The organism is Massilia oculi (assembly GCF_017582745.1).
Classification (GTDB): Bacteria; Pseudomonadota; Gammaproteobacteria; order Burkholderiales; family Burkholderiaceae_D; genus Telluria; species Telluria oculi_A.
This window is the reverse complement of the sequence record NZ_JAFVIM010000031.1, coordinates 26,425-47,940: the sequence shown is the minus strand read 5'-3', so window position 1 is coordinate 47,940 and position 21,516 is coordinate 26,425. Positions and strand designations below refer to the sequence as shown.

Annotated in this window: 23 protein-coding genes; 16 read left to right on the top strand and 7 right to left on the bottom strand. The window is 59.3% G+C overall.

Going from position 1 to position 21,516, the window contains the following annotated elements; all coding sequences use genetic code 11:
- The first annotated feature begins 22 nt into the window (after positions 1-22).
- The 3 genes from J3U95_RS25260 (at position 23) to parM (ending at position 3,187) form a co-directional block, all read left to right on the top strand.
- Positions 23-298: a hypothetical protein gene (locus J3U95_RS25260; protein ID WP_208281342.1), complete on the top strand. Its 276-nt coding sequence runs from the start codon at positions 23-25 to the stop codon at positions 296-298.
- 154 nt (positions 299-452) lie between these two features.
- Positions 453-1,613 carry an RNA ligase family protein gene (locus J3U95_RS25255; protein ID WP_051996356.1) on the top strand — a complete coding sequence of 387 codons (1,161 nt, stop codon included), beginning with the start codon at positions 453-455 and terminating at the stop codon, positions 1,611-1,613.
- A 419-nt stretch (positions 1,614-2,032) separates the two neighbouring features.
- Positions 2,033-3,187, top strand: coding sequence for a ParM/StbA family protein (gene parM / locus J3U95_RS25250; RefSeq protein WP_036209940.1), 1,155 nt, complete (start codon positions 2,033-2,035; stop codon positions 3,185-3,187).
- Positions 3,188-4,019: 832 nt separating this feature from the next.
- Here the strand turns inward: parM and J3U95_RS25245 are convergent.
- The 6 genes from J3U95_RS25245 to J3U95_RS25220 form a co-directional block, all read right to left on the bottom strand.
- Entirely contained in the window at positions 4,020-5,075 is a 1,056-nt protein-coding gene (locus J3U95_RS25245; RefSeq protein ID WP_036209945.1) for a hypothetical protein, read from the bottom strand.
- Positions 5,076-5,310: 235 nt separating this feature from the next.
- Positions 5,311-5,667, bottom strand: coding sequence for a hypothetical protein (locus tag J3U95_RS25240; protein ID WP_152570908.1), 357 nt, complete (start codon positions 5,665-5,667; stop codon positions 5,311-5,313).
- Positions 5,664-6,704: a ParB/RepB/Spo0J family partition protein gene (locus J3U95_RS25235; RefSeq protein ID WP_081925881.1), complete on the bottom strand. Its 1,041-nt coding sequence runs from the start codon at positions 6,702-6,704 to the stop codon at positions 5,664-5,666. Before J3U95_RS25235 ends, J3U95_RS25240 begins: the two co-directional genes overlap by 4 nt.
- Positions 6,701-7,777 carry a ParA family protein gene (locus J3U95_RS25230; RefSeq protein WP_051996357.1) on the bottom strand — a complete coding sequence of 359 codons (1,077 nt, stop codon included), beginning with the start codon at positions 7,775-7,777 and terminating at the stop codon, positions 6,701-6,703. Before J3U95_RS25230 ends, J3U95_RS25235 begins: the two co-directional genes overlap by 4 nt.
- Positions 7,778-8,076: 299 nt before the next feature.
- Positions 8,077-8,952: a hypothetical protein gene (locus J3U95_RS25225; protein ID WP_036209950.1), complete on the bottom strand. Its 876-nt coding sequence runs from the start codon at positions 8,950-8,952 to the stop codon at positions 8,077-8,079.
- A complete protein-coding gene (locus J3U95_RS25220; protein ID WP_036209952.1) occupies positions 8,949-9,950 on the bottom strand; it encodes a tyrosine-type recombinase/integrase in 1,002 nt (333 codons plus the stop codon). Before J3U95_RS25220 ends, J3U95_RS25225 begins: the two co-directional genes overlap by 4 nt.
- 447 nt (positions 9,951-10,397) lie before the next feature.
- On the opposite strand from J3U95_RS25220, the gene J3U95_RS25215 reads away from it, so the two are divergent.
- The 3 genes from J3U95_RS25215 (at position 10,398) to J3U95_RS25205 (ending at position 11,934) form a co-directional block, all read left to right on the top strand.
- Positions 10,398-10,793 (top strand): hypothetical protein, encoded by a 396-nt coding sequence (locus J3U95_RS25215; protein WP_036209955.1) that lies wholly within the window; start codon positions 10,398-10,400, stop codon positions 10,791-10,793.
- 29 nt (positions 10,794-10,822) lie between these two features.
- Positions 10,823-11,341 carry a hypothetical protein gene (locus J3U95_RS25210; RefSeq protein ID WP_152570910.1) on the top strand — a complete coding sequence of 173 codons (519 nt, stop codon included), beginning with the start codon at positions 10,823-10,825 and terminating at the stop codon, positions 11,339-11,341.
- A 326-nt stretch (positions 11,342-11,667) separates the two neighbouring features.
- Entirely contained in the window at positions 11,668-11,934 is a 267-nt protein-coding gene (locus J3U95_RS25205) for a hypothetical protein (RefSeq protein WP_036209961.1), read from the top strand.
- On the opposite strand, the gene J3U95_RS25200 is transcribed toward J3U95_RS25205, so the two are convergent.
- Positions 11,935-12,189, bottom strand: a complete 255-nt coding sequence (locus tag J3U95_RS25200; RefSeq protein ID WP_036209964.1) for a hypothetical protein — start codon at positions 12,187-12,189, stop codon at positions 11,935-11,937.
- A 154-nt stretch (positions 12,190-12,343) separates the two neighbouring features.
- Here J3U95_RS25200 and J3U95_RS25195 point away from each other — a divergent pair, with 154 nt between their 5' ends.
- The 10 genes from J3U95_RS25195 (at position 12,344) to ssb (ending at position 21,485) form a co-directional block, all read left to right on the top strand.
- Positions 12,344-13,036: a hypothetical protein gene (locus tag J3U95_RS25195; protein ID WP_152570911.1), complete on the top strand. Its 693-nt coding sequence runs from the start codon at positions 12,344-12,346 to the stop codon at positions 13,034-13,036.
- Positions 13,037-13,259: 223 nt separating this feature from the next.
- Positions 13,260-13,424 carry a hypothetical protein gene (locus tag J3U95_RS25190; RefSeq protein WP_161783956.1) on the top strand — a complete coding sequence of 55 codons (165 nt, stop codon included), beginning with the start codon at positions 13,260-13,262 and terminating at the stop codon, positions 13,422-13,424.
- A 137-nt stretch (positions 13,425-13,561) separates the two neighbouring features.
- A complete protein-coding gene (locus tag J3U95_RS25185; RefSeq protein ID WP_152570912.1) occupies positions 13,562-14,857 on the top strand; it encodes a metallophosphoesterase family protein in 1,296 nt (431 codons plus the stop codon).
- Between the two features lie 68 nt (positions 14,858-14,925).
- Positions 14,926-15,414: a hypothetical protein gene (locus tag J3U95_RS25180; RefSeq protein ID WP_036209970.1), complete on the top strand. Its 489-nt coding sequence runs from the start codon at positions 14,926-14,928 to the stop codon at positions 15,412-15,414.
- A 30-nt stretch (positions 15,415-15,444) separates the two neighbouring features.
- The gene (locus J3U95_RS25175) at positions 15,445-16,041 is read left to right on the top strand and encodes a hypothetical protein (protein WP_036209973.1); all 597 of its coding nucleotides are present in this window, start codon (positions 15,445-15,447) and stop codon (positions 16,039-16,041) included.
- A 194-nt stretch (positions 16,042-16,235) separates the two neighbouring features.
- A complete protein-coding gene (locus tag J3U95_RS25170; RefSeq protein WP_200879962.1) occupies positions 16,236-16,718 on the top strand; it encodes a hypothetical protein in 483 nt (160 codons plus the stop codon).
- A gap of 80 nt (positions 16,719-16,798) precedes the next feature.
- Positions 16,799-17,191: a hypothetical protein gene (locus J3U95_RS25165; RefSeq protein WP_051996358.1), complete on the top strand. Its 393-nt coding sequence runs from the start codon at positions 16,799-16,801 to the stop codon at positions 17,189-17,191.
- Positions 17,192-17,383: 192 nt separating this feature from the next.
- Entirely contained in the window at positions 17,384-19,816 is a 2,433-nt protein-coding gene (locus J3U95_RS25160) for an AAA family ATPase (RefSeq protein ID WP_036209976.1), read from the top strand.
- A 208-nt stretch (positions 19,817-20,024) separates the two neighbouring features.
- Entirely contained in the window at positions 20,025-20,876 is an 852-nt protein-coding gene (locus J3U95_RS25155) for a hypothetical protein (protein WP_152570913.1), read from the top strand.
- An 18-nt stretch (positions 20,877-20,894) separates the two neighbouring features.
- Positions 20,895-21,485: a single-stranded DNA-binding protein gene (gene ssb / locus J3U95_RS25150; RefSeq protein ID WP_051996359.1), complete on the top strand. Its 591-nt coding sequence runs from the start codon at positions 20,895-20,897 to the stop codon at positions 21,483-21,485.
- Positions 21,486-21,516: the final 31 nt, after the last annotated feature.

Below are 21,516 nucleotides of genomic sequence, written 5' to 3'. Positions count from 1 at the left end.
AGCATTCGGAGGCCAAGCCGGAATGATCGACGCCGTGTACGCCCTTCTAGGGCCTCTGCTGCTCAGGATGCACGGTGGTCTCGTTGAGACGTTGGCCGAGCGGGTGGAATTTGACCTCGACAACACCCCGTTGCAGAGCGCACGGCTGGCGCTGGTCGCCGACGCGCTCGAGGCCTTCATCGCTTCACCATCATTCGTCGTCGACTGCTACCTGGTCGGCGCAGATCCCCACAAGGCGCGGCTCCACCTGGAGACTATGCGAACATCCGTCAAGAACCATCGAAGCCTCGTGCTTTGAGGGTCTAAACAAGCACATGCGTCCGGCCTACAGGCTGGACGCCCTCCCCTGCTGCTCTCCCTGGAACAGCACCACGGTTTACCTCACCTCGTGAGGCAAGCCCGTACGGCACTCCATTTATCCCGCCGGCTTCCGGCATTAACCTGGAACGTACATGAACAATCAAACGGTAGCGAAAGTCACCCTGCACAACAACACCGGCAACAGCGACAAGATCTACGAATGCGTGGTGGTCCGCTCGGGCGACCTTTACCTGGTCAACACGCAGAACGGTCGCCGTGGCGGCTCGATGACCCCACGGACCAAAACGAAGACCCCAGTCTCGCTCGAGGCCGCGATGAAAATCTTCGACGGCCTTGTGAAAGAGAAGAAGGCAGACAACTACTATGTGCTTGAAGGCGACAACGCTGTAGCTACACCGGCCGCCTCCAACGACCCAACTGGCGCCTTCCATCAACCCCAGCTGCTGAACGATATCGATCGTGATGCAGCGCTGGCGCTGATCGAAGACGACGACTGGGTGATGGAAGAAAAGATGGACGGCAAGCGTATCGCCGTGGCCATCAGCCCATCCGAGGTTCGCATCTCCAACAAGTCGGCCAGGGCATGCAGCATGCCAGCGTCGATCGTAACTGCAATCCAGTCGCTGACAAGCGTTGAGTATTTTGGGCCTGTACTGTACGTTGAAGCAGATGGCGAGCTGGTCGGCGGGAAGTACCATGTGTTCGACATCTTTGCGATCGACGGTTCGGACTTGCGGCATTTGCCATATGAGACTCGCGCAGCGCATTACGCCAAGCTGATCAAGCGGAACAAGGCGCTCGCTGGAGGTAATAGCGTGCTCGACGCCATCGAGGCCGTGGAAACCTTTTACGGGACCGCGGCTAAGCGTGCGGCATTCGAGCGCATCGAAGGCAGGAATGGCGAAGGCGTGGTGTTCAAGCGCCGCGATATGGTGTACGCGCCTGGACGTCCAAACAGCGGCGGGCCGGCGCTCAAGTTCAAGTTCAAGGAAAGCTCGACCGCGATTTGCCTGGGCGACAGCAGCGACGGAAAGCGCAGCATCAGGCTGGGTCTGTTGTCAAGCGAAGGCGAGATGGTCAACGTCGGGAAGGTAACTGTCCCGCCGAATCAACCTGTTCCGCAGCCGAATGATCTTGTGGAAGTCCAGTACCTCTATAAGTACCAGGATGGTGCCCTCTTCCAGCCAGTGCTACTCGGCATCAGGGACGACCAAAATCGTTCAGACTGCACTCTCGCTCAAGTGAAGCGCATCAAGACGAAAGTCGACTCCGACATGGACGACGACAAGTAACTCAAGCAAGGGCCGGACACGAAAGTAGCTTTCGTGTCCGGCGCACCCGCCACCGCGGCGGGTATCTGGCCTCTGCGGTCATAGCTATTCGCAGCATGTTGCACCGCTCAGTCCTTCCGGACTGAGCACCTCCCCTCGGATTCCCTTCGCCAGCCGATCGACCACCCTGCTCTATTGCCTCACTGCCTTAGCGCAGCCCGACGGTGCACGTTCTCACGTGATCATGACGCACAGCTACGGTCACCGGGCACCGTCCCAATGGTCTCACTAAGTCCCGCTAAGTCCCGATTAGGCCCGAATAGACCCGGAACGACCCTTAAAGACCTTGAAAGACCCTCCGTTTTGCGATAAAGTTTGCGCGTAGTCAATATCGTTATCCGCGCACGTAGGCGGCAATCTTCATCACGAGGGATCGGCACATGGGCAACAATTCGCAGAAAGAAACGCAACTGGTAGTCGGGCTTGACGATGGCCACGACACGAACAAGGTATGTTACGGCTGGGACGATACCGCCAAGAGCTGGCGCTACGGGTACCACAAGTCCCGTGCGGTCGAAGGTCTCCAGCAGGTGATGTCGATGGGCAGTGCCGACACCGCCGGCGGCGCATACGAAACGGCTGGAAAACGCTTCACCGTTGCCGGGTCTCAAAACCTCCTGCAGGCCCTGGATACTCGTATGGCTGGGTATCCCCTGTCCGATCTGAACCGGACTCTCGTCACGCACTCACTGGCCGCGTGCGGCTTGGGCGACACTCCGGTCTACCTGATCACCGGCCTGCCGGTCGACCAGTATTACAAGAACGGGGCCCCGAACCAAGAGCTGATCGCGAAGAAGATCGACAGCCTGGCCACTCCCGTTGCCCGTATTGGAAAAGGCCCATCGCTGGCCCTGATCGGCGGCCAGAGCGTCGTGAGCGAAGCAACCGCAGCGTTCTATGACGCCCTCATCCAGCACGACGGTGAATACGATGCCGGGATCGAGGCAATCATCACACGCCGCCCTGTGGCGGTCATGGACCTGGGTGGTAAGACCACTGATCTGGTTGTGGTTGCCGAGAACGTCAGCTCGGTCTACAAAGATCAGAGCGGCACAAAGGACATCGGCGTCCTCCAACTGCTCGACCAGGTGGCCGAACAGATCAAGTCCGAGTTCGGCCTGAATGACAACCCGCCGCTGCCATATGTCGAAGAAGCCTGCCGCACGAAGAAGTACGAGCTGTTCGGCGAGAACGTCGATGTCTCCCATATCGTCGTGACCGCGTGCGAAGCGTACCTGGACAGGGTGAAGAACTTCTTCGTCTCCAAGCTGCGTGACGGTTCAACTGTCGGCGCCGTGATCTTCGTTGGCGGCGGCACGGCCCTCATTAAAAGCGCATTGGGCGATGATGCGTTCGCATGCATCTACAAGGGCAAGCGTTTCATTGCCAAAGACCCGGAATTCGCAAACGCACGCGGCATGTGGAAGTTCGGGATGTACGTTCTGGATCCGGCAGAGCGTACAATTCAGGTCCCGGCCGCAACGAAAGGCGCGCAACCAAAGGCTGCGCGTGCCAGCACGGTCGAACCTGTTTAAGAGGATGAGTTAATGGCGAAGGGTGATCCGAAAAGCGTGACGGTACAGTACAAGGTGCATCTCAAGCCGACTGAGATCGGACGGCTCGTGATCGAGAGGTTGGCGCGTCCACATCTCGACGTAAGTCCCGAGCTGCGCCGCTTCATCGAACTCGGATACGCGGCCGAACGGGCAGGGTTCATCCTTGACGGTACGGTCCTTCGCCACGCTGGACGCGCATGGGAAACTCAACCGGACGTTACCGTTCAGCCACAGCCCGAGGCCGCCCCCCCCGATGCTAAACCTGCTGGCGCACCTGAGCGTTCGCCGGCTCCACGGGTGCGGAAAGCTGATTCCGACACAGCAGAACCTGGTGGGAATCAGGTCCAGCCTAACGCGGCGTCCGAGATCTCAGAAGTTACTACGACCACCACTCCGTCATTGAAAGATAAGCTGCGTGGACTATCAGGATGACGTCTATTGCAGATGCACACAGGGCGGCCTACGGGCCGCTTTTTTGTTCGGGTTCCACTGCGGCGCCGTTCGTGCGAAAAATTCATATTATGAATTTTTGAGTCCGTGGCCAGTGTGGAGTTGGTCGCCCCCCGAGATACACATGGGAAAATTCATAATATGAATTTTTTGGCACGCAGCACGCTGGCGTTGGTGTGGCGGCCAGGATGCAGGTCGACGTTCATAATATGAATTTTTGGCACGGGACTGTTGCCAACTGCGCACAGGCTAGGCCTGGCCTATGCTCACGATCGACACGATTAGCGAACCCGTTTGGTACCGGCCAAGCTCGTCGCTAGCACGACTACTGACAGCAGATACATCCCGTGGATTTCTGGAATCAAACCTCCACGAGGTTGCCAGCAGCGACGCCCTTGTACAGTCCTTCCATGTGACAGGCCGGATACGTTTCGCGTACTGCACCGCGAGTGACTTCTGCGAAGCCGTCGTAGAATCGAACGGTCATGTCGCGGCTGACATGCCGGAACGTCTTGAACCGGCATGCATTGGCGATAGCCGCTAAGCGGTCGCTAGCGGCGATTGAAGACGCATTTGGCTGCATCTTCATGCCACTAGGCTGTCGCGCCGTAGGGCGCGATTCAACGCTTCCAGCAGCGTTCTTCAGCTTACGCGCTACATACGCAAAATCATCCCCAGAGTTCAGCAAGGAACGCAGATACTTCACGGCTCGGCCACCAGTGATTCCAGAGTTCACCAAGAGGTGACGTTTTGCGATCCAGACGTCCTGGAGGCGTTGGCCAACTTGCTTTGCTAAAGCCATCAACGAGAAGATGCCGAAGAGATCGATGCCGAGTTCCCGCTGCAATGGCCGGAGATCGGCTGGTAGGCCTTTTGGTTTTTCAGCTTCGTTGTTAAAAGAAGCTTCTTTTTTAGAAAGGCAGTTGTTAACCCCTATACCGTGAGACATTTCGGTCTCTGATTCAGCTGCAGGGCTGGCTTTTGCTGGAGGTGGCGCCGGCGGATCTTCGGCGTCCGACGACGGTCCCTGATCATCGACAATTGGCAGCCCGATAAGCTGACGCAGCGGTGTTGCGACCAGGTAGCGCCTGGCTGAGAACTTGCCCCAGCGGTTACGACCGTCGTGGAGTGGGTCTGGATCGAACCAGCCGCAGTCGAGGCAGAGCGAGATCGTACGCGTCACTGTTTTCGTGCTAACGCCTAGTTCGGACGCCACCTTCTGCACGCTGACGCTGATCTCCTTCGCTGGCTTCCGAATCCGGGTCCTCGCCACCAGGTCAATAAACACCCGCATGAATGACTTGGTAAGCCGTGCGCGGATATCGGGGTGAGTCTCAGCTCGAAGAAGATAAGGGCGTATTGGGGCAGGGTACTCCGCATACGCGCTAAGCATGTCGTTATAGGTGAGCTTAAGCATGCGAACCTCCACTTAGGTGTCCACATACCAGTGCTTTTGGAAATACGGGGTCCTCCGAAGGGACCGGATAGTTAAAAATCAAGCGCACAGCCGCTCCTGTGGTGCTTTGCACCGCAAAAGTGTTTGACTACCGTGCTGGAGGGGGCTAAGATGAAGTTCTCTAGGCGTCACCTTAGTCCACACTGCAAGCGCGGGACTAGAAAAGAAAAACCCCAGCTCAGCTGGGGTTTTTTATTTAGCTCATCACATTCCGAGCTCCTTTGTTTGTTGAAGGCGTTCCGGTCTTCTGGGCGCGAGTCGGGCCCGATCGCATTACATTCGGTTCAGGTAATTGCGAGTTCGAAAAATTCATAATATGAATTTCTTGCGGCCTGTTCTGATCGGAGACAAGAAAATTCATAATATGAACGTGCTTCTGAGCAAAAGCCTCAAGTGCGTTCATATTATGAATTTTTTTGTAAGCTGCCAAAGTCGTGCGGGCAGCACGAATCACCAGGCGCTGACGCGATTGTCTAAAAGAAAACGAAAAAGCCCTACCGACTGCCGGCATCGGCAGGGTAGGGCACGTATATTCGGTGTGCTTAGGGGTCATTGGGTGGCGCCACCGGTTTCGTCAGCTGCTGAGCTGCTCACTTCTTTGGCCTGAACTTCAAGCCATGCCTGGAGGTGCTTTTCGAACGCTGCAATATCCAGATCAGGCACCTTGCAGTTCACGACGACCGAGCGCTGATCGGCGCTGATTTTCGTCGTGAAAATTAGCCGACGTCCGTTCGTGATCAGGTTTGGTTCCGCGCCCCCGCGCTCAGCCTGCCCTTTGATCGCCTGGAGCACCCACGACTTCAAAGAGTTTTGGGCGGCGCCTTCCGTCAGGCGCTGCACGCCACGCTCGATGTCGGCGAGGTTGTCTGGGTAGTCGGCACAAAGTTTTTTGATCACCGCACCAGTTTGATACCCGAACAGGTCAGGCTTAGCGTCCAGCATCCGGACGATCTTCGGTGGAAGTTTCAGCATATCCAGGCAACCGCTAACCTTCACGGTGCTCTGCCCAAAGTAACTTGCAACTTCACGCTGCGTTTTGCACAAGCCCTCCTTGAGTGCTGTTGCGAACATCAAGGCATACTCGTAATCGGCGAGGCCGACGCTTCCGACAGCTAACAGCAAGGTTTTCGCTTGCGCTTCTCGATCGGTCAATTCCTCTACATACGCGTCGATCTCCGTCCAGCCTAGCGAACGCGCAGCGCGAATACGACGGTGTCCACTGATGAGCTCGTACTTTCCGTTGACCATACGGACCTTGATCGGGTCCGCATGAGCCGCCGTATCCATCGTTTCAGCCAGGCGATCGATTTCCTCGGGGTCGTACTTGAGGCGAGGCTGATACGGAGAGTCGACAATATCTGCTACAGGAATCTTACGCGCATCTTCACGTGCGGCCGCAGGGCGATCCGCACTGCGCGATGGGGAAGGGGCGCCATCATGCGAAGGTTCGTCGCGAGTCGGCAAATCAACAACCGACGGCGCCGCCGCTGGCCGTGCGGCTACCAACGGCTTGCGCTGGTCTTCGCCGTCTCGAGCTGCGACCTTCCCCGCAGCGACCAGGCCGCTAACTTTAATACCCGCACGAGTCATGCGGCCCTCCCTACGCTTGCGAGGGGAGCCAGGCTGTTGACGTCTGCGAGCTTGATGTCGTACATGCGGATAAGCGACTTGGTAAGGTCCAGCACGTCGCGAGCGCCGACCGAGTTTGGCTCTTTCTCAAGCACCGGGCCGTTGTTCTTCTCATCGAACGCATCGTTCTGACGAACGAAGCCGATGAAGTCGCGCACGATCGTGTCGTTAATCTGGGTAGGATAGGTGCTGACCAGCTTCGACAACGCGTCGTTGTGAGGCTTCTTCGTCTGATTATAGCGGTTGACGATGACGTGATAGTCGAGGTTGAGACCAGCATCAGCGAAAGCCGAGTTCAGTTCGTGGACGTTCGAGTCCAAGATCTCGAGGGCCTTGGTACTTGGGCCCTCGGGCACAACAACCGCCAGCAAAGTCTTGCACGCAGTCATTAGCGTATTCGTCAGCAGCGAGGTCGACGGTGCCGAGTCGATAAGGATGACGTCGTACTGTGCGAAGACTTCGACATAGCGTTTGAGCAGCCGCGAGAAAACGAACTCGCGATTTGTCGCGCCCATCAACCAGGAGTCGGTGTCCGCGAGCGTGATGTCGGCAGGGATAATGTCCAACATGCCGCCAGCGTAGATAGGCCAAATCGCAGCCTTGACATCGACGAAGTCCTTTTCCTTTTTCTCGTTCCGGTTCATCAAATCACCGATATGGGTGATGCTTTCCGAAACCCAGTCGATGCCAAACAGACCAGTCAGAGACGCCTGCGGGTCGCCATCGATCATCAAGACCTTGTGGCCCATCATCGCAAGGGCCGAGGCGACATTTCCACAGATGGTGGTCTTCCCCGTGCCACCTTTAGCCATACGAAAATTCAGGATCGGCGGGACAGTCTTTTCCCGCGATGAATCTTCAGAAAGCGACAGCATACTCATCCGAATCCGGCGAATGTCCTCCGCGGTATAGATGCGATGGTACTGGCCCTTGTCGGCGACGTTGTACTTCTCCCTGAATGCCTTGGGCGAACCGGTAAAGCCGCACAACTCTTGTGCCAAGCGGGCCTTCACGCCGAATGCGCGAGCAGACATGAAACCTCCTGAATATAGTGTCAACTCATCATACAGCCGGCAAGGGAACATTGCAAACGAAAACCAAGGAAAATGTACCGAGCGGCCATCAATGTGATTACGGGTGAATGTCGATGCGGGAGGTAGGATTGCGCTTGGCCGTCGCAGAAGTGACGGGAAGCGCGACGAAAAAAGGAAGGTATCACCTCCTGACCAAGCGTTCTGTTCAAATACTGACAAAAAAACGCGACTATTCGTGCGGCGGGGCGTACACGAGCGGAGCCGTGGCCGCTTGTAGCTTTACGGCCACACCGCGCGCTTCAACGAATGGAAGTCATGGACGCCATCCGTGCAACGAGCGAACGGATATCCGCGATTTGTAGATGTGGTTCATTGGCGAGCATTTGCCGATAGAGCAGGGCGACGATCTGGATGGTGTCCACCGCTCGGAGCGGCAGCGCCACCGCTGGACGGCCGCGCTGGAATACGCGCACGAAGTAGTGCGAGTCCTGGAAGTCGATGTGAAGGGACTTGTCGTGCGCGCGGCCGTGGCCATCGAACTTCACGCTCGGGATCAGGTTCTCGAACAGGGCCAGGCACAGGTACGCCTCCTGCACCGTCAACTGGACGATGATCTTGTTCCGCCAGTCGAATTCCCGGCGAGCGCCGCCACCACCCAGCGCCAGCGCCCCTTCGATCTGGATCGTGTGCTGGTTAGTCGAGCGTGTGCGCGCCTCGCTCACACACAGCGCCGCCGAGCTGCCGAATATCTTGAAGCTGTAGTAGGGCGGCTCGACTGGTGCGGCCGGTGCCGGTGTTGGCGCCGCGGTGCGGGTGGCCACCTGCAGTCCAGCGCCCTGGAGGTAAGCGACAGCCCGGGCCCGGTTGGCGGGGTTTGCATTCGCAGACTGGATGGTGTCGAACGGCGTCGATCCGTCGCGCTTGCCGGCTGCGATCAGCGCAGCCAGGTCGAACCGGAAGCCCAGCTGCTCGACCGTGCCGCGCACGGCTGGCGCCAGCGCGTGCACGACGGCGGCCAGCTGCTCGCGGCGTCCAGTCTCGCCGGCAGCGAACCATTTCAGATCGTCCGCAAACGCTTTCCCCTCGGCGGTGCCGACCAGGTGCCGCAGCTGCTCGCTGGTGACGGATGGCAGCCGTGCGGCGGCGAGTGTTTCGAGGATGGTGGACAGCTTCATTGCGGATCGTCTTTGATGCGGGTGAACTTGTAGTCGGCGGCGGAACGCTCGAGCGCCAGGCCGAGCACGTCCTTCAACTCGTCGGGTCTGGCGCCGGCGTCCAATTGTGCCTTCGCGAACGTGTTGCGCAAGGTGCGACCGCCAGCCCGGGAAGTGTCCAGGCCTGCGCGGGCGAACGTCGCTTTGATCTGCTTGTAGACCGTTTTCTTCGTCATCTTCGCGCCCTCGAGGTTGGCCGGGAAAACGAAGTCGCCCTTCATGGCCAACTCCAGCACCATCCGACTGCGCTCGTCCAGCCACGGCCGCAGCTCGGCCACGCCTTCGCGGGGCAGGGGAGCGATGTGCTCATAGCTGGTGTCGTGCTTTTCTTCTGGCGTGATGGTCAGGTCGATCGAGCCGTCCAGCGCCACCTGGTTGCCGACCTCGTGCACGAGAAGTCCGATCGCCTCAGACACGGTAAGGCCTGCCCGGGCGATCACGACCTGCATCGCCCGGTCGCGCCGGTGATTCCAGCCGGAGAATTGGACGACGCGCTTGCCCCGCGGTGGATCCGCCGGCAGCGCGTCGAAGAACCGCTGCAGCTGCTCGGGGGAGAGTGCCCGGCCGGGATCGTCCTTCGGCAGTTCCGCTCGGTCCTGGGCCAGAATTGCCTGCTTCGCTGGATTGGGGGTGATGCCCAAGTGCTGGTAGCAGCGTTCCAGCAGGCGCAGGTAGCGGTACCCGATCTTGCTGTTCAGGACCGGCTTGCCGCCATCGACGCGGCTGACGAAGCGCACCAGGTCGCCGGAGGTTACGGTCGTGAGCGTCTTCCCCTGCTCGGTGATCCAAGCCACGACGTTGGCGAACATGAAGACGTACGTCTTGGCCGACTCCTTCGACACGGACTTGAGCGTGCCGTCGGCGCGCAGGCGCTGGGCGGTTTTCGCAAAAGAGTCGGTGACGACGAATTCCTTGAAGGCCTGGACCGGGTCGGTGTCCCACGAAGTCAGGTTTTTCATGAGGGGGAAAGGAGCGTGGAGTTGTCGCCAAGTATAGCATATTGGGTAACTAACCCACCTGTGCTTAGCGCTACCCCAAGGGTGTTCTACCGCCGCCGTCTCCGGTGGGGGCCGGGGACTCTCTCTGCTCTCTTTTTGCTCTTTTTGCTCTCTAGGCTCTTTTAGCACTGGGGCCGGTCGAGCCGCCACGGACGTTCGGACGTAGAGCAGCCCGAGGCGTATCTGGAGGGAATGGTTGGGTCGTCTAACGGTGGATTAGTTACCCATATTGCAGCGTGCTGCCCTGCTCTATATGGAGGGCGAGCGAATATTGCCCGGGTCGGTCTTGGTCAGTGGGATGAATGGGGAGGGAAATGCGGCACGATTCGTTAGGCCGCTGGCAGGGGGCGCTTCCATACTCTCGGCTTTGGTTTCTACGGCGTCGTGCGACGTCGACCTGGAGCGCCTATGTTGAAACGAAGACAGGCAGCGGACATCGCTGCCGAGATTGCCGCAGCGATTCGGCTGCACCGGTTGAGTCCTTCCGCAGCTGGTCGCCACCGGCGGCTCAGCATCTACTATCAGTGCGATGAGATTCGATCGCTTTCGCCGGACATGCACGGGGAAATTTACAGCCAGGCGCTGGCCAACCTCCGCGGCACGCACGCCTACAATCAACTTCTTGTTGCCGCGCTAATCTCGGTGGCGGCTGTATGCCTGCTCACCCCTATGGACTTCGCGAGCACGCTCGCCCTGGCCGCCATTACCTTGGCTACCTGCACAGCGACTCTGCTTTTCTGCGTCGTATATCTGCGCCGGGCTATGAAGCTCATCGCAGCTGAACTGGCGAAGCTGGGGTGCTGATGGCCACGCTCTCACACCGAAGGCACTACATGCGTAGGCCGGTCCTGCTGACCGGCGCCATCTTCGCCGTCCTGGCCGGCCTGCTGCTGCTCAACCATTACGGTGCGCGGTTCGTTTTCGATCATGCTGCTGCCTATCAGGGCGCCGGAAGCTGCCTGGTGCTGGTCTGCTCGCCCTACGTCTTGCTGCGCATGAAGCGGTCGCAGGTGTTCGCGGCTGAGTTCGGCCGGCGCTACCCGACGTCTTGGCTCCGCCGCTGGGTAGCCATGCCGCTGTCGGCAGTCGCGATCGTCGCGGCGCTTGTTGCTGCCCCGCTCGGCTGGCTTTTTGCGGTGGCGGCATGGGCCGGTGGCGACGCCGAGAGGGTAGGGGCAGTGGCGCTCGAGGTCGAGCCTGCGGTTGAGCGTAAAGGCTGCAATCAGCCAGCAGTGTTGGAATTAGAGTCAGTTGAGAAGGAAACCTGCCTCGATAACCTGAATCCGCCCCGGTCGTGCGCGCTGGCCAGCAGCTCGGCGTCGGGATCGAGCGCTTCTCGTTCGGCTTCTTGATCCTATCGATCGCGCCGAAGGGCAGGGAAGAACGGCCAACGATGGACACGGCGTCCATCGGCCAAGAACAATAGGCCGTTGATTTCTAGGAGATTTTGAGATCCGGCCTGCAAAAACGAAACCCTGTTTTTGCCGTTCGCGAGGCGCGCAACTCAACGCAGTTAATGCTAGACACCAAAGATAAGTTGCTGTAAATTAACGCTGTCGGCCTCCGGCATATTTGTACCCCTGCAGAAAAGCTCCTTTGTCTATGCCCTGCATTGACAAGTGACGCTGTCACTTACTCCTTTTTTAACCCGCCATGCGGAATTTATTAGGAGTAGTGTATGAAAACCATCTTGAACCAATCGGCAATCGCAGCTCACCAGGCCATCCTGGATCAACCACAAGACGGTCAGCGCTACTCCCTCTACCCGGTCCATGAGCTCGAGTTTTGGCAGCGCCTGTTCGCCTTCGCAAAAAACCCCGCCACCGCCCAGCAAGTGCTGGACGAAATTGGCGAGATCGAAAATGAACCTTGCATCGAGAATGATCGCGTCTTCCGCAACGTGCAGCAAGCACGGAAGATGGCAAAGCTCGCTTTGCTGAACTGATCAGTGCAGGTCAAGCACTAAGCATTTGGCGACAGGAACCTGGGAACCCAGGGTCTTGTCGGCCATTGCCAACGCCATGTTGGCCACGTCCACAAAGCCCTTGGCCTTCGCCAGAGGGTCTGTCTCCCGCATCGTCTCGCTGAACAGCCTTACGATGTTTTCCTCGTTCGGCGTGGTCGTGTCGAGATCGATTCCCATCTGCTCCGCCCACCGCGCGTAAGCCTCGTCGCCCATCGCGTTCAAATCTGCTGCCATATAGTTCCCTCAAGTAATAATGTCCCCATTGTAGGCGCCCGTCAGCGCCGCGCAAGTCTCCTTCTCGCATCTCACGTATCTGCCCTGCGCAAGCGCAGATCCTTCTCAGGACACCTCTTTCTATTGCCGCCCTGCGGCATTTACTGGAGGTTCTATGTACCCAACAAACCCAGTCGCCTCTAAAGGGCTGGCTGTGGTCCTGCAGGCAAACATCTTCGGCGGTGTCGATGAAATTCCTATCAACCCACCGAAAGCCAGCAAGGCAACGCCACCTGGCCCGGCACCGCTGCACGACGCTCCTGCGTCGCCAGCAAAAGCTGTCAAGCCTGTCAAACCTGGACTGGTCAACCAGCCCAAGCCAACCCTCTCGGCTTCCGCGCAAGCGCTGCCGGCCGCCGACGAGCTGCTTGTCGATCCCGACGAGCCTATCTCAGTGGATCTGGAAGCAATCGAGGCGAGCGACACGCCGGAAACCATCCTGGCAAAGCGCATGTTCCTGCGAATGATGTGGGACATCGAGGGCAAGTCCGAAGACGTCGAGCCTGACCTGTTCGGGCAAACTTCCATCGCCAGCGACAAGACCAGCCAGTCGGACCTGAACAGGCTTGACGCGCTGATCTGGCTCTACAGCCTCAATCCAGACGGAGGCCTCGTAACCATCGAGTGGGTGTGCGATGTGCTCGGGTTCGACCCGCACCGCGTGCGCCGCATCGTGGGGCGCAGCCTTCGCAAGGAGCTCAAGCGCCTGGTGCACCTTCTATCCACGATCGTCGGCGCCCAGCATGCGCAGGTATGCGAAGACAAGATCTCCGACTACCTCGACATCTCCAACTGGAGCTTTAACTGAAACAGGCGTCCTGCCCCAAACCCGGACCTACCCACCCCATCCCCCTGAAAGCTACCCATGACCACGATCCTCTCGGCGTTGTTCGCCCAAGCTCCCGGCCTGGCCGACTCGTTCAACGACATCTTCAAAGCAGCGCCAGCTGCGCCCTCGGCGCCTCCGATCCCAGCGCCTCTGCCAACGCCAACCGACGTGTGGCCAACCACCTTTTAAGCGAGTTCATACCATGCAAGCATACGGACACAAACGCAGCTACCGCATCGAAGCCGACGCAATCCACGCTGGCCAGCCCGAGCCGCGCAAGCAAGCCCCGAAAGGCTGCGACAGCGCACGTCGCAAAGCTGCCCGCCAGGCCGCGCGCAGCGACATCAAAACGGCGATCTTCCACTGATCCGCTGACTTTCGAATTCACGGCCGCCCCCAACCGGGGCGGCGGCAGCACCCAACGTTCATCCGTGCCACCTGCATCGATGAGCCTTCGCGCTCTCCCCATTTACACGCCGAGCTTCGGCATATTTGGGAGAATCTATGTTGAAAATCCTGCACGCCTCGGACCTGCACTACTCCCCAGGCAATCTGGTTGAAGCGGATCGATGCTTCGGCCATGCAGTTGAACAGGCAATCGCCCAGAACGTCGCTGTTGCGATGATCACGGGCGACTCTACAGACCACGCGCTGGACGGCCACTCGCCGGCATTGCTGGCGCTGGCAAAACGCATCAAGCAGCTGGCGGATCACTGCCCGGTGTTCCTGCTGCAGGGGACCTTCTCGCACGAGCCGGTTGGCCTGCTCAAGATGCTGGAGATGATCGGTGCGCGTCATCCGATTATCGTTTCGGACAAGATCGGCATGATCGGTCTGTCGGAAGGGAAGTGGCTTGAATACGACCCGACCTACACCGACGTGAAATACGACCTGGTTATTACCAGCGTGCCGACCGTGAACAAGGCTGAACTGGCCTTGGTCGTCGGCGCCGACAACGCAAGTGTCGAAATGGGGAATCACATCGCGGCGCTTCTCGGGCTGTTCGGACCAGCTAATGCTGCGCTGCGCCGCCGAGGTATTCCCACGGTACTTGCAAGTCACGGCACCGTCGACGGTTCGCTCAACGAAAACGGCGTGCCGATGGCAGGCCTCGACCACGAGTTCTCGATTGGTGCGCTGTTCTCGGCCAACACCTGCGCGACGATGCTCGGCCACATTCACATGCACCAGCAATGGACGCGTGAACATGATGGTCGCACGCAGCGCATCGCGTATCCGGGCTCGATCGGGCGCTATCACTATGGGGAGCTGGGGGAGAAATACTGCCTCATCTGGGAAGTCTCAGCCGACACGGCCGACTTCACCCCGGTGCAAACGCCGTCGAAACGCATGATCGAGATCGCCTTCGAAGGGGTGCCGAACCTGGAGCAGCTGGCCACCGTCGCGGAGCAGTGCCGCGGTGCCTTTGTTCGGGTCAAGTACTCGGTCGATGAAGAGTTCGTGAAGACCGTCGATCGGCAAGCCATCAAGCAGATCCTGGGCACGGCCGCCGAAGTCAAGATCGAGGGCGAAGTGCTCACGATCCAGCGCCAGCGCTGCGCCGGCATCTCGACGCTAACCTCGGTCGAGGAACGCTTCATGAAATGGTGCGATTTCACGAGCACGCCAAAAGATGGATTGGCCGAACGGCTCTCCATGCTACAGACGATGGCGCCGGAAGATATCGCAAGCGCCTTCGCCCTCACAAACAAACGCCCCGGGCTCCCGGCACCTGAACCATCAGGCCAGCCAGCCCCAGCAATCCAGCCGGAACCGGAACTCGAAGATATCGGGTTCTAGAACCTCACCCCAATGCAATTTATGACGCGGCCGCCTCGAGCGGCCGTTCGTTCATCAGGAGAAAAATTATGGTAACGCACCGACTTACGTTTGAACACGAAATCGACGCCGATAGCCCGGAAGATGCGGCTCTCAAGCTGGCCAGCCTTCTGCGAAGCGGCAAGCTGGCGCCAACGGTGATAGTCGATGTCGCGGGCGGCAAGGTTGCAGTCGAAACCGAAGAGGGCAACGAAAGCGTCATCCGCGACGACCGCAAGCGCATCGGCCCTGTGGTCATGCGCCGAGAGGGCCCGACCGGTGTGATGACCTCGCCCATCATGGCCGAGTTCTGCGAACACGACAGCATCGACAGCAGATCCGATCTCGAGCAGATCGACGGTAAGTGGTTGCGTCTGCGGGGTTTTGGCCCCGAAGCCTACTACGTGATGGTCGACGCGGACGGAACTGAAAGTGAGCCGTTCGCGGTCATCACGGTCAACCGCCTGTTCGCGTCGAACGACACGCATCCGTCCACGCATCTCGCGCTGGCCGCCTACGCACAAAACGCACAACACTAAAAGCCGCACTGCGGCATCTACGAGGAAATCATGATCCAAGCAATTATCGAAGCATTCAAGCGCGAGATCGCCAAGTACAACCTGGAGTTGCTGCAGCGCCACCCGAAGGATCTGGAAATCGACATGGCGATGCTGGAACGCTTCGCCACGCCGGGACTGAAATATGCCTGGATGGTCGGCGATAGCCACACCCACGCGGCGCCACTCGGCATCCATCAGACGCTCAACGAGCTTCCGACCTACGTGACGCGGCTCGCCAACAACGACCGCTTCTACCTGCTGTCGGTCGGTAACGGCCCGGAGCAGTTCACCCTGAAAGAAGTGGATCGCGTAGCGTTCGCAGCGTTGGTCAATACGCCGATTCCTTACCGGATGGTCGGACCGATTGATTCGTTCTGGCTGTACCGAAACGAGTCGCGCGTCGGCACCTGTGTCATCACCCGCGAGGGAACGTTTGAAAAGCCGATCTACAAAATCGCGCTCACGCCGATGGCTGGCATCAGCAAGATCGATCGCGAAGCCCTGCAGGAATGGGGGCAGCAAGCGGTGACCAAGAAAGCTGGCTCGCTCTTCGCATACAGCCGGGTTGAATGGCTGGAACCGATCACGCTGGCGCTCGCCGCCTAAAACACGCCACCCGACACCTCTCCCTCATGGGATTGGTGCTCGGGCGTCGTCTTCAAAGTTACTTGCTTTTCGATGCCGCGCATCGATGAGCACAGCTCAAGCTTTTTCCCCGCCGGCTCTCGGCATCCATCCCACGCCTCGCGCGTTTCCCATCCTGCAACTCGCCGTTCTACGGCAGAAACTTGGAGCAACTCATGTTCGACAAAAACGACATCGACCTCATCGCTGCTGTTATTGGCATGCTCACTACGATCTTCACCGCGCTCGCTGGCCACGCAATCATGGGTCGCAAGCGGCTGCAAGAACAACTGGACATCGCTCATGCGGACATCGCCTATCTGCTCGCCGTTGAGCAGGCGCATTGCGAGAAACACAAAGAGCTCAACCGTGCCAGTTTCAAGCTCCGCATCCGCAAGGAAGTGAACGCGTCGGGCCTGGCCTGGAGCGGCCGCTTCACTCCGGGGCGGGTTCGCTCGAACCGTGGTGGCCGCGCACTGTCGACGACGATCAGCGCACGCGTCATCGTGCTGACGAAGTTGGTCTTGCGCGCCGTGCTGCATGCGATCGCCTACCTGGTGGACCGCGTGCCGCGTTGGTTCGACGTGGCCTTGGTCACCGTCGAGAACGGCGTCACGAAAACGCTCGCTGACCGCCTCGCCGCAATGCGTAAGGCCTGATAGTCCTGCAACAGATTGACCCTGCAACGGCCCGCCTCGCGCGGGCCGATTTCATTCACCGTACTCACGGAAACAACAAGATGAACAACGCCCTTCAACTCGCAGCGCCCGCCGGCGCAACCCTGCAAACCGCAGCACCTGCCGTTGAGCCGCCGGTCGAGATCTTCGACCGTTATGCGGACTCGATCATCGGCTGCTACGCGCACCAATACGATGCCGTGGAAGTTCATGGCGTGCGCAATTTCGCATCCGGTACCGACAACGGAACCTGCTACGAAATCGACAACATCACACCGACGTCGTTCTCGGTCTATGTCCACCTGAAAGAGGGCGGCCTGGACTGCGTCGGCGACTTCGGCAAGTACGACGATGCCGTCCAGTACGGCGCTGAAGTGAGTGCCGGATACGGGTGGCCTGTACGGAACTACGTGCTCGACCAGCATCGCATTACTCGCTTCCCGAAACTGCAATAAGCCGCCCACCCGCCGACGCCATGTCGGCGGGTGCAGCGGTCTTCCCTTGATTTGATGCAATAAGCTGCTATCATGGCGCTGTCGCCCTGCGGCATTGTTGTACCTTCCACTCTCTGCTTCCCGATGCATCCATCGGCAAGCTGTTCGCCAGCTGACTCCATTACTAACACCGCAATGCGGGATGGAGCTCAATTGAAACCACTGAAACTATCACTGCAAGGCTTTACCGGCATCTTCGCTGCCTTTGGCCGTGACAGCTTGGTACTCGATCTTCAAACAATCCCTCAAGACGCAGCACTCGTCGCCCTGGTCGGCCCCAACGGCGCCGGCAAAAGCACGATCCTCGACTCGCTCCACCCATACCGCGTCATGCCTTCGCGCTCGAGCACGTTGGGCCCGGGCGGTTTCTCGTACTGGACGCAGATTCACGGCGCCACAGCGATGAAGGAACTGCTTTGGGAAAACGATGGCATCCGCTATCGGACGCTCTTGTCGTTCAAGACCACCGGCAAGACCCAGAAGTCCGACTGCTACCTGTACCAGTGGGATGCGGGGAAGGGCGACTGGACACCGGTACAGCTCGCTGATGGCACGCTGTCCGATGGGAAGTCGTCCACCTACGATCACCTGGTGGACGCGATCCTGGGGCCGCCTGAGAAGTTCTTCACGGCGCATTTCAGCGCGCAGGGACGCAAGACCATTGCATCTTATGGGGCTGGAGACATCAAGTCGATTCTGGCTTCGGTGCTGAACCTGCAGGGCTACCGGGAACTGGCTGCGAAAGCAGGGCAGGTTGGCAAGTATCTGCGCCAGCAGCTCGATGGACTCAACAGCGAACTGGCTGAAGCCCGGGACCACGACAACACTGCCGCTGTGCTTGAGCGCGAGGTCATTGAGGTCGACGGCCGCATGCGCGCCGTTGAAGCCGATGAAGTCGCGGCACATGCGAACGTCAACGGTGCGCGTGAGGCATTGGCTGGGCTTCTGGCCAAGCGTGATGCACAGGCAAACACCGCCGAGGAAGTTCGTTTCCTGAACGAGCAGATCGGCTCGGTCGTGACGAAGGCTGCCAGCAGCAAGGCAAGTGTCAGCACCCAGTTCGCACGGGATCAAGACCGCCATCAAGCCGAGGCTACCAGCGCCAGGGCTGCGATCGCAACTGCGCAGAACAGCGTGCAGTCAAGCGAAACCGAAGTGCGCAGGCTCAACGCCGTGCTGGCCGACAAGGATGCGATCGCGCAAGCGGTGGCACGCCTGCCGGAGCACAAGTGCCTGATCGAGCAGATCGACGCTTCGGTTGATGCTGACCAGGCCACATTGGCTGGCGCTGCCGCGCTGCGCACCGAGCTGAACGTGCTCATCGCACAGCAGGCCAAGCTCTCCAGCGAGGGGCAAGCAAAGACCATCGTCATCCAGAAGCTGACGGAAACCGCAGCGCTGGTTGAAAAGGTGCCGTGCAAAGGCTCGGAGATGCAACTGTCGTGCCCCTTGATGGAGCAGGCAAATAACGCGAAGCGCGATGTCCCGGCCCACCAGGCCGAACAAAGCGCCAAGCGTGCGGCCTACCAGGAGATCGCCTTGAAGGTGAAGGACCTCCAATCCAAGGTGGCCGGCTTTGACAAGATCGAGGCGGAAGTGCGTGACGCGCAGAAGAAGCGGAGGACCGCGGCTACTGCACTTGACGCCGACAACCGCGTGGCTGCGCGTGCACCTCTCATTGCTGATGCTGAGGCGCGCCTCCCGGTGCTGGCTCAGTCGATCCAGGAACAGCGGCAAGTCATCGCCGCGGCCACCGACCGCCTGACGCAAGCAACGAACGCGCTGGCTGCGATTGAATCGGAGAAGGCGCAGGCACTGGCCCTCATAGAAACGAACGCGCTGGCCGAACAACAGGTGCTGCAAGACCGGCTTGCGAAGCTCGAGAAGCCCGTAAGCGACGCCGAGGTAGAAGCTTACCAAAGTGCTGTCTCGCGGACTGGCGCCGCACTGGTCGAAGTTCAGGCCAGGGCGCGTTCCCTTACCGAGCAAAAAGTAAGTTTGATCGGGAAGCTTGAGGCCGCGCGTGCGCTGGTTGCGCGCTCGGGACAGGTGAAAGAGCAAGCCGAGCGCCTGCAGGAAGAAATCGCAAAGTGGAAGCTCGCTGAAAAGGGCTTGGGTAACGATGGCTGCGTTGCGCTGAGTATCGACGACTCAGGGCCGGAGATTGCCGCCATCTGCAACAGCCTGCTTTCGGACTGCTTTGAAGGGCGTTTTATCGTACGCCTCGATACGCAGAGCGAGACGAAAACCGGGATGATGAAGGAGACCTTCGATGTGAAGGTATTCGACGGACACCGGGGCACTGAAAAGAGTCTGGGCGACATGTCGGGCGGCGAGGAAATTCTCGTCAATGAGTGCCTGACACGCGCTGTGGCGCTGTATGCATCGCAGTCCAGTACGACACGCTGCGAAACCCTGTTCACCGACGAAACTGACGGTGCGCTCGACCCGGAAGCCAAGCGCACGTTCATGCAGATGAAGCGTGCCGTTCTCAAGCAAGGCGGCTATGAACGCGAGTTCTTCATCACCCACACGCCGGAACTGTGGGAGATGGCAGATCACAAGATCATGGTAGCCGAACTGTAAATCCAACACCCCGGCGCGAAAGCGCCGGGTTTCTTCTCCCATCCTGGACAGACGACTTCTACTTTACAAAGATTTCCTGTAAGATATTTATGTCGGCCTCCGGCATAGTTGTACCCTCCACTCCAGCTGTTCGATACGCACGTATCGGAGAGCTATCAAAAAGCTCACTCCTTGCTACCGCCGAATTTCGGCATTCTCGGAGAATCCCATGAGCCTCAACCCCCAGGCCCCTAAAAAGCCGGGAGACTTAGCATTCACACTGCTGACCTTCCCATTCGACACCCTTGAAGCAATCGGCAGCCGCATCGCCAACGCCTTCGCCAGTAAATCAAAGCAGCACCCGAAAAAAGCACCACCGCCCCCCGCCGGCGAGCGTTTGCCAGATATCACCCCGAACCTGCAGTACCTGGTCGCTGACCGCGTCCACAGCGCAGAAGTGCGAGGACGCAAAATCAGCTTCTACCAGTACCACTCGGCCCAGGTCATTCGCATCATCTGCCGCGAGCTGCGCCACTTGAAGCCTATCGATTTCACTCCCGCCATCGCCGACGGCGCTGCGCTGGTGTACGACATCGATGGCGCAATCCAGTGGGTACGGCAAAACGGACTGGAATCCGACGCTGCGAAGCGTGCGGCATCGAAAGCCCCAAATCGACCAGCCAAAGCGTCGGCTAAAGTGCCGGCGCCGGAGGTCGAAGAAGAACAGGTGAAGCCCAAGCCAGCAGCGCCGGCAGCCTCGACCGCATCGCTCAACATCGTTCCGGCGACGGGCAACAAGAGCGTTCCCTTCACCGGGAAGATCGTGTCGTTCGGAACCACGCAGATCAAGAGCGAAGGCCGGAAGCCCTACACCACTTATGCGATGACCTTGCGCTCGGAAACGGGTTCATACGAGAAGCAATTCATCGGTGAACACCTTGCTGACCTGGTCACCGACATGGACCTGCGTGAAGGCCAGTTGGTGCGGCTCCAGCTGCTCGGCAAGCACCACTTTGAAGTCGAAGTGAACGGCAAGATGGAACCGCGCAACCGCAACCACTTCGCAATCGAAACACTCTAAAAACTCAGGAAAACCAACATGGCATCAGTCAACAAAGTAATCGTCTTGGGCAACCTCGGCCGCGATCCAGAAATCCGTTATATGCCGAGCGGCGACGCGATCGCGAACATCGCTGTGGCCACCTCGTTCAAGTCGAAGGACCGCAACACCGGGGAGCAGAAGGAGCTCACCGAGTGGCATCGCATCTCGTTCTTCGGCCGCCTGGCTGAAATCGTCGGCCAGTACCTCAAAAAGGGGTCGTCGGTGTACGTCGAGGGCCGTCTGCAAACCCGCAAGTACACGGACAAGGACGGTATCGAACGTTACGCGACCGACATCATCGCCGAGAACATGCAAATGCTCGGCGGTCGTGCCGGCGGCGGTGATGACGGTGCGGGCGATCACGACAGCGGCTACGAGCAGCAGCGCCCGGCTCCGCGCCCGGCGCCACGTCAAGCGTCACCAACGCCAGCGCCAGCATCTCCACCGCAGCCGCGGCAGGGAACTGGTGGTGGTGCCGGTGGTTCGCCTCCGAATCCCGGGCCGCGTCCTGGCTCGATGCACAACGATTTTGACGATGACATCCCCTTCGCGAAATCGGCGTGCGCAATGCAAACGATCGAGTTTTAACCCGCAAGTACCTGGTGCCGCCTTCGGGCGG